General features: G+C 51.1%; 9 protein-coding genes and 1 tRNA gene (1 of these 10 only partly in view). 3 read left to right on the top strand and 7 right to left on the bottom strand.

What is annotated here, in order from left to right; all coding sequences use genetic code 11:
• Window positions 1–211: the final stretch of a glutaredoxin 2 gene (gene grxB, locus DYC63_RS05900; RefSeq protein ID WP_115218388.1), read on the top strand. It extends 437 nt beyond the left edge of the window; the window shows 211 of its 648 coding nt (coding positions 438–648); its start codon lies beyond the left edge, outside the window; it ends in the stop codon at window positions 209–211.
• A complete protein-coding gene (locus DYC63_RS05895) occupies window positions 211–588 on the top strand; it encodes a YbaN family protein (protein ID WP_115218387.1) in 378 nt (125 codons plus the stop codon). The genes grxB and DYC63_RS05895 overlap by 1 nt, the downstream gene beginning before the upstream one ends.
• A gap of 32 nt (window positions 589–620) precedes the next feature.
• Here the strand turns inward: DYC63_RS05895 and DYC63_RS05890 are convergent.
• A tRNA-Pro gene (locus DYC63_RS05890) sits at window positions 621–697 on the bottom strand.
• 35 nt (window positions 698–732) lie between these two features.
• On the opposite strand from DYC63_RS05890, the gene pgeF reads away from it, so the two are divergent.
• Window positions 733–1,521: a peptidoglycan editing factor PgeF gene (gene pgeF / locus DYC63_RS05885; RefSeq protein ID WP_115218386.1), complete on the top strand. Its 789-nt coding sequence runs from the start codon at window positions 733–735 to the stop codon at window positions 1,519–1,521.
• Here the strand turns inward: pgeF and rpoD are convergent.
• The 6 genes from rpoD to DYC63_RS05855 all read right to left on the bottom strand — a co-directional run bounded on the left by rpoD (window position 1,495) and on the right by DYC63_RS05855 (window position 7,682).
• A complete protein-coding gene (gene rpoD, locus DYC63_RS05880; protein WP_115218385.1) occupies window positions 1,495–3,357 on the bottom strand; it encodes an RNA polymerase sigma factor RpoD in 1,863 nt (620 codons plus the stop codon). The two genes, pgeF and rpoD, sit on opposite strands and share 27 nt — an antisense overlap.
• Before the next feature lie 45 nt (window positions 3,358–3,402).
• Entirely contained in the window at window positions 3,403–5,085 is a 1,683-nt protein-coding gene (dnaG, locus tag DYC63_RS05875; protein ID WP_115218384.1) for a DNA primase, read from the bottom strand.
• Window positions 5,086–5,111: 26 nt separating this feature from the next.
• Entirely contained in the window at window positions 5,112–5,561 is a 450-nt protein-coding gene (locus tag DYC63_RS05870; protein WP_115218383.1) for a GatB/YqeY domain-containing protein, read from the bottom strand.
• Window positions 5,561–5,776, bottom strand: coding sequence for a 30S ribosomal protein S21 (gene rpsU, locus DYC63_RS05865; RefSeq protein ID WP_115218382.1), 216 nt, complete (start codon window positions 5,774–5,776; stop codon window positions 5,561–5,563). Before rpsU ends, DYC63_RS05870 begins: the two co-directional genes overlap by 1 nt.
• A 92-nt stretch (window positions 5,777–5,868) precedes the next feature.
• Window positions 5,869–6,417, bottom strand: coding sequence for a gamma carbonic anhydrase family protein (locus DYC63_RS05860; RefSeq protein WP_115218381.1), 549 nt, complete (start codon window positions 6,415–6,417; stop codon window positions 5,869–5,871).
• On the bottom strand, window positions 6,417–7,682 hold the full coding sequence (locus DYC63_RS05855; RefSeq protein ID WP_115218380.1) for a class I SAM-dependent RNA methyltransferase family protein: 1,266 nt from the start codon (window positions 7,680–7,682) through the stop codon (window positions 6,417–6,419). The genes DYC63_RS05860 and DYC63_RS05855 overlap by 1 nt, the downstream gene beginning before the upstream one ends.
• Window position 7,683 lies beyond the last annotated feature (1 nt).

Genomic DNA, 7,683 nt, shown 5'->3' with positions numbered 1-7,683 from the left:
AGCCTCCGCCGATTTAGCAGCCCTCGATCAGCTGCTTGTCAGCCGCGAAGGCATGAACGGCAACATTGACGAAGAAGATTTCTACATCTTCCCTATTTTGCGCTCATTAAGCGTCGTCAAAAACCTTCCCTTCCCCGAGCGCGTACAAAGCTATATGCAAAACATCAGCGAAAAAACAGCTATTCCGCTCTTTTTTGACCGCGCCGTCTAATGAAAACATACAGCCAAAAACTGCTGCTGAAAATTTGCGGCATACTCGCCTTGATTGCGGGCATCATCGGCTTCGCCCTGCCCGTTATGCCGACCACGCCATTTGTGATTCTCGCCTCATGGTGTTTTGCGCGCAGTTCGCCGCGTTTTCATCAATACCTATTGAATCACAAACACTTCGGCGAAGCCCTACAGCGCTGGGAAAATCACCGCCAAATCAGCCGCAAGGCAAAATGGCTTTCCAGCAGCATGATGTGCCTATCCATCGTTTCCTGCTCAATTCTCTTAGGCGTGAAATTTTGGTGGATTAGCGCCGGCGTGGCATTGATTTGCGCGGCGGTCATCTATTATTTATGGCAACTACCTGAATACCAATGAAAAAAGCAGCTTAAACAAGCTGCTTTGAATAATGGTCGGGGTGACAGGAATTGAACCTGCGACCCCTTGCACCCCATGCAAGTGCGCTACCAGGCTGCGCTACACCCCGACGAAGAACGGCTATTATATTAGGATAAACAGAATATGCAAGAAACTTTATGGCTGCCTGCCGATTGGCAAGCGCCCTCAGGCATTATCGCCGGCACTAGCCTCAGCAATTCCCCGCTTTGCACACAAGGATTTAACCTTGCCCGCCACGTTCAAGATCAGCCCGAACGCGTGGAAAGACACCGCCAAAAGTTGGCTCGGCACAGCGGATTAGAGGCGCAGCGCTGGCTGTGGCTCAATCAAATCCACAGCAATATCGTCGTCAGCGATGAGAATTACCAAACAGACATTGATGCCGATGCCGTCATTAGCCGCAGTCCTGATGCCGTGGCAGTCGTGATGACCGCAGACTGCCTGCCCATATTGTTGTGCAATGCCGCAGGAACGGAAGTTGCCGCGATTCATGCCGGCTGGTCCGGACTGTATAAAGACATCATCCGCAATACCATCATGCAATTTCATAGTCCCGCACAGCAGTGTTACGCATGGATTGGTCCCTGCGCCACACAGGCGCGATATGAAGTCGATGAGGCTTTTTATGCACGTTTTATAGAGAAAAACCCCGATTTTGTCACTTATTTCCGCGCCAATCGAGAAGGACATTATCTTGCCGATTTACCCGCAATCGCCCGACATCAATTAAGCGAACAGGGTATTGCCGCCGAAAATATCAGCGGCGGCGAGTTATGCAGCATCGGCGATGCGCGCTTTTTCTCATACCGCCGCGATGCCGGCTCCGCCGGACGCATGGCAAGTTTTATCGCACCCATAAAAAGCCCGTCTAAAACGGGCTATGATTTAATCATTCAAAAAACTTTTCAGTAATTCCGAGCGATTGGGATGGCGCAATTTCCGCAAAGCCTTCGCCTCAATCTGGCGGATACGCTCGCGCGTAACATCAAACTGCCGCCCCACTTCTTCCAAAGTATGGTCGGTATTCATATCGATGCCGAAACGCATGCGCAGCACCCGCTCTTCGCGCGGCGTCAGTGATGCCAACACTTCATTAGTGGCTTCCGACAAACCGCGCGTGGTTGCCGCTTCCAAAGGCGACATGACATTGCCGTCTTCGATAAAATCGCCTAAATGCGAATCTTCGTCATCGCCGATCGGGGTTTCCATAGAAATCGGTTCTTTGGCAATTTTCAATACCTTGCGGATTTTCTCTTCCGGCATATCCATAGCAATCGCCAATTCTTCAGGTGTTGGGTCGCGACCGTTTTTCTGCACCAAATTGCGTGAAATACGGTTCAATTTATTAATGGTTTCAATCATATGCACAGGAATACGAATTGTGCGCGCCTGATCGGCAATCGAGCGCGTAATCGCTTGGCGAATCCACCATGTGGCATAAGTGGAAAATTTAAAGCCGCGGCGGTATTCGAATTTATCCACCGCTTTCATCAAACCGATATTTCCTTCCTGAATCAAATCAAGGAATTGCAAGCCGCGATTGGTGTATTTTTTCGCAATTGAGATGACCAGACGCAAATTCGCCGCCACCATTTCTTCTTTGGCTTTTTTCGCCTGCTCTTTGCCCACAGACAATTGGCGATAAATATCTTTGATATGCATTGCCGTCATGCCGTATTGCTTTTCAAATTCTAGGAATTTTTCCTGCTCCGCCTGCACATCGGCAATCATATCCTTCAACCTTTCCGCATATTTGCGGCGGTGCTTGCTCTGCTCGACCACCCATTGCAAATCCGTCTCATGGCCGGGAAATTCCGTCACATAATCCTTGCGCGGCATGCCCGCTTTATCAATCACCAAGTGCATCAAACGCCGCTCGATTTCGCGAATCGCCTCGACCGGCTCGGCCAATCTTGCTTCCATCAAATCAAAAGTGCGTTGCGGGAAAGAAAAAGCGCACATATAGAGTTTAATCTCTTCATGCATTTTCTGCGTTTTCTTCGCGCTTAAGCCCTGTCCTTTTTTCAATGCGGCTTGGAATTTTTTAAAGACTTCGGCTAATTCCAATAATTTTTCGCGCGTTTCTTCCAAATTATTGCCATTATTTACCGCAGGCGCAGCGCCTTCGCCGTCCTCGTCTTCTTCATCGCCGTCCATACGGCTGATGCTTTCGTCGTCTTCATCAAAATCGGCATCGCCTTCTTCCGCCGCCAATTCATCGCTATTATTTTCCGCATAAGGATCACCGTAGCCGTTGACCAAATCGCCTAAACGCGCTTCGCCGCTTTCTGTTTTTTGGAATTCTTCAATGAGCGCGGCAATGGCGGGAGGGAAATCCGCCAAAGTTTGCTGCACCGCACTTAAGCCGCTTTCAATTCGCTTGGCGATCGCAATCTCGCCTTCGCGCGTCAGCAAATCGACCGCGCCCATCTCGCACATATACATGCGCACAGGGTCTGTCGTGCGCCCAATTTCATTATCGCTGAGCAATACATTATTGGCGAGCTCTTCTTCGTCTTCGCCGCTGACCACATCGCCTTCTTCGGGCGGCGCTTCCACGACGTCAATGCCCATTTCCGCCAACAGCGCCACGATTTCTTCAAACTTATCGCCCTCTGCCGCGCCTTCCGGCAAGGTTTCGTTTATCTCTTCGTAAGTCAAAAATCCTTGTTCGCGACCGCGCTCGATGAGTTCTTTCACCTCATCTTGAAAATCTTCATCTTCTTGTGTACGCACAAAAACACTCATTAGAACTCCCTCAACAAATCAACAGGCACAAACCGCTATATGCTGCTACATGCCCAATTTTTCAAGCCGCGCGCGCAACTTTTCTTGCTCCGCCTGCATTTGCGCCACCGCATCCTGCCATTCGCGCTGCAAATCTTGCGCCGACAAGGCCTGCAGATTCAAGCGTGCCTGCGAAACCTGATCCAAGATCTGCCAGTCCTGCAAACAATCGCGCAACATTTCCTCATCCGCACCCGCTCGCGCTAAATAACACAGCTGCGCCAAATGCGGCATTTTCTGCGTCATGATTTCAATCACCTGCGCAGACAATGCCGTATGCAGGCACGGAAACTGCCACAAAATCGCCAATAAACGCCATTCGCCTTTTTGCGGCAAACCCGACTGCTGCACGGCAGCACGGCGGGAGGTGCGCAGAGACGGTATGCCCTGCGACTGCGCCGCTACGCTTTGTTCCACATGCACAGGCACCGATAATGCCGCCTGCAACTCCTGCTGTAAAATTTCCCGATAGCCGCCGCTGGGCAGCAAACCCAGCCATTGCGCCGCCGAAGCCGCTCTTTGCGCACGCTCTTCCACCGTCAATTGCCGCTCGTCAGTACCTAAAATCTGTTGCAAAAACTGCGACGGCGTCAAGCTGGCATCCATCGCCTGATGAAAAGCCTCTTTTCCCTCGCGGCTCAGCAAAGAATCGGGATCTTCGCCTGCCGGCATAAACATAAACCGCCATTCGTGCTGCTCGTCATAAGCGGCAAAAATCGCCTGCAAAGCCTTCTGGGCGGCAGTTTGCCCTGCTAAATCGCCGTCAAAGCACACATAAATTTTATTCGCCCGCTTTTTTAATTGCTGCACATGTGTCTCGCCGAAAGCAGTGCCCAATGCGGCGACCGCATTCTCAAAACCGAACTGTGCCAGCTTGACCACATCCATATAGCCTTCTGTAACAATCAAAGCCTTGGCTTTTACCTGCATCGCATGATGCAGACCATATAATTCATGACGCTTGTTAAACCAAGACGAATCGCCGGAATTCAGATATTTCGGCTGCGCATCGCCCATCGCCCTTGCGCCGAAAGCAATTACCTGCCCCCTTGAATTATGAATGGGAAACATGATGCGATCGCGGAACCAGTCATAATACTGCCCGTCGCGCTCGGCGATTAAGCCCGTTTCTTGCAGCAAATCCAACGCATAATTCTTTTCTAAATGATACAGCAAAGCATTATGGCGCGGCGCATAGCCGATCTGATACTTCTGCACCATGACATTCTTAACGCTGCGCGAACGTAAATAGCCTCGTGCAACTTCTGCCTCATCTTGATAAAAACACTGATGATAAAAATCCGCCGCTTTTTGCAAGGCTTCCAGCCCTAATTCCACACGCGCTTTCTGTTCCATGCGCACTTCATATTGCAGTTGGCTTTCTTCTTCATAGCGCACTTCCATGCCATTAAAGCGCGCCAGATATTCCACCGCTTCCACAAAAGGCAAATGGTCATAATCCATGACAAAGCGCAAAGCATCGCCGGACGCCTTGCAGCCGAAACAATAATAAAATTGTTTTTGATGATCAACGCAGAACGAAGGCGTTTTTTCATTATGGAAAGGACAACAAGCCCAGCTGTTATGACCGCTGGACTTTTTATAAGACAGTTTAGAACCGATTAAAGCAACGATATCGGTTCTTCTATTTATTTCGTCGATAAACGACTTTTCAATGCGCTTCGCCATCGCTGCTCCGGCGTATCAGGCAAAGCCTAGGCTTGCAATTGCTGACGCAAATATTTGCTTACCTCGCTCATATCCGCGCGACCGTGCAACTGCGCTTTTAATTGCGGCATCAATTTTCCCAAAGAAGCGGCTTCACGCGGCAATCCGCTCTCGCCAATCAGCTTATCGACAGCAGTCTGCCATTCGGCTTGGCTCATTTGCTGCGGCAGAAAGCCTTGGATGATGAGGATTTCCGCTTCTTCTTTTTCTGCCAAATCTTCGCGCCCTGTTTCATGAAATTGGCGCGCCGCCTCTTGGCGTTGTTTTACTTGGCGCACCAATTCATTCAGCGCAACTTCTTCGCTAATCTCAATTTGCTTGTCAATTTCGATTTGCTTCAAAGCGGCGCTTAACATACGCAAGGTCTGCAATGTCAGCTTATCCTTTGCCAACATTGCTTGCTTGGTTGCGGCTTTCAGATTTTCTTGAATCGACATTAGTACAGACGCTCGAAACGACCGCGCTCTTTTTTCAGACGACGTGAATTGCGTTTTACCGCGGCAGCCAATTTACGCTTACGCTCAAGCGTCGGCTTTTCATAGAATTCACGCGCGCGCACTTCGGCAATCACACCTGCTTTTTCGCAAGCGCGTTTAAAACGGCGCAGAGCAACATCAAACGGTTCATTATCACGTACTTTTACACTTGGCATTCGTTCCTCGTTGTTTCATTGAATAAAAAAAGAAGCGCGCATTTTACGCGCAGAACAATCTGTTTGCAATTCAATAATCGGAATATTTTTATCTAATCCGCATCGATTCTGCGTGCCTGTCTTGCTTGGGCGGCAAGCTGTACATAATGTACGGCGCTATATTTAAAGAAGGTTTTTTCCGTCGCGCTTAATTCGCGCAGACGTTTGGCGGGATTGCCCGCGTACAAGCCGCCCGATTGCAAAACCTTATTCGGCGGCACCAATGCGCCCGCCGCCAGCAGCACTTGCGATTCAATTACCGCTCCGTCCAGCACAGTAGCATTCATGCCGATTAAGACTTCATTGCCAATCGTGCAGCCATGCACCACCGCGCCATGGCCGATAATCACATCTTCGCCGATAGTCGTAGCATAGCCCTTCGGCGCATATTCGCTAACATGCGTGGCGTGGACTACCGCGCCGTCTTGCACATTCGAGCGCGCGCCAATCGCAATCGGCATCACATCGCCGCGAATAACCGCCATCGGCCACACGCTGGCTTGCGCCCCCAAAGATACATCGCCGCTGACATAAGCCGCTTCCGCCACCCAAACGCCTTCCGCTATCTGCGGACGTTTTCCGTTTAATTCATAAATCGCCATTAATGCTCCCGCTCGAATCTGACCATACTTTCCACATGTGCGGTTTGGGCAAACATATTTGCCACAAGACCGGCTTTGGCGACAAAGCCCTTCTGCGCCAAAATCTGTGCATCGCGCGCCAAAGTCGCGCTGTCGCAAGAAACATAAATCATCCGACGCATTTTGTCCTTATCCATCGCGCGCAATAATTCTGCCGCCCCCGCCCGCGGTGGATCTAAAAACCACAAATCCTGCTGCTGCCATTGCTTCAGGGCTTTTTTACTCGGTTTAAACAAATCCTCGCGCCGCGCCGCCAATCTTTCCTGCACCGCATTTTGCGCCGCCACCGCCTGCATTCGCTCCACCATTTCCCGCACGCCTTCCACCGCCTGCACCTGCAAACCGCGCTTTGCCATCGGCACGGAAAAATTCCCCAAGCCGGCGAAAAAATCCACTACCGATTCCGCCTGCGACTGTGCCACCCATGCCATTGCCTGCGCCACCAATGCCCGATTCACTACAGGATTGACCTGCGTAAAATCCTGCGGTGCAAAAGCAATCCGCACCGCCTCGGCGGGCAAATCATAAAACAAACCCTGTGCATCGCCTGCCACGCATTCTGCATTCAGCCATAGCGCCCAATTGCCCTGCTGTCTGCGCTGCCAATCTTCCAGCACATCTAGCGGCAACACTGCATCGCTTTCCAACTGCAAAGCGCAAGCCGCTTCGCCGCGATGCAAAGACAGCGATTTAATCCGCTTGGGCAACAATGCCGTCAATAAATCGCGCACACCGGGAAGCACCGCAGCCAATTGCTCATCCATAATTAAACAATCCGACACATCGACTACCTCATGTGAAGCGCGTGCAAAATATCCCAAACGCACCGCATTATCATGATATTGCACCGCCAAACGTGTTCTCGTCCGATAACGCCAAGGCTTTCCCGCAATTGGCGGCAACAACTCCTGCACCGACGTCTGCCCGATTCTCTGCAATTGCTGAGTGAAAAACCGCTCCTTAGCCTGCACCTGCGCCTCAAAAGCGAAATGCTGCAAAGCACAGCCGCCGCATTGCTCATAATAAGGACACAGCGGCGCGATACGCGCAGGCGATTCCTCGTAAATCCGCCCGACCTTCGCCTCAAGAAAACGCTTTTGCCGCTTCAGCGGCTGATAATCGACCAATTCATCGGGCAAAGCGCCCTCGATAAACACAATCCGCCCCTCATCGCGCGCCACCCCGCGTCCGTAAACATCAATATCCTGTACTCGAACCGCCATCATC

It is taken from the genome of Suttonella indologenes (assembly GCF_900460215.1).
Lineage (GTDB): Bacteria > Pseudomonadota > Gammaproteobacteria > Cardiobacteriales > Cardiobacteriaceae > Suttonella > Suttonella indologenes.
This window is presented reverse-complemented; position numbering and strand designations above follow the sequence as displayed.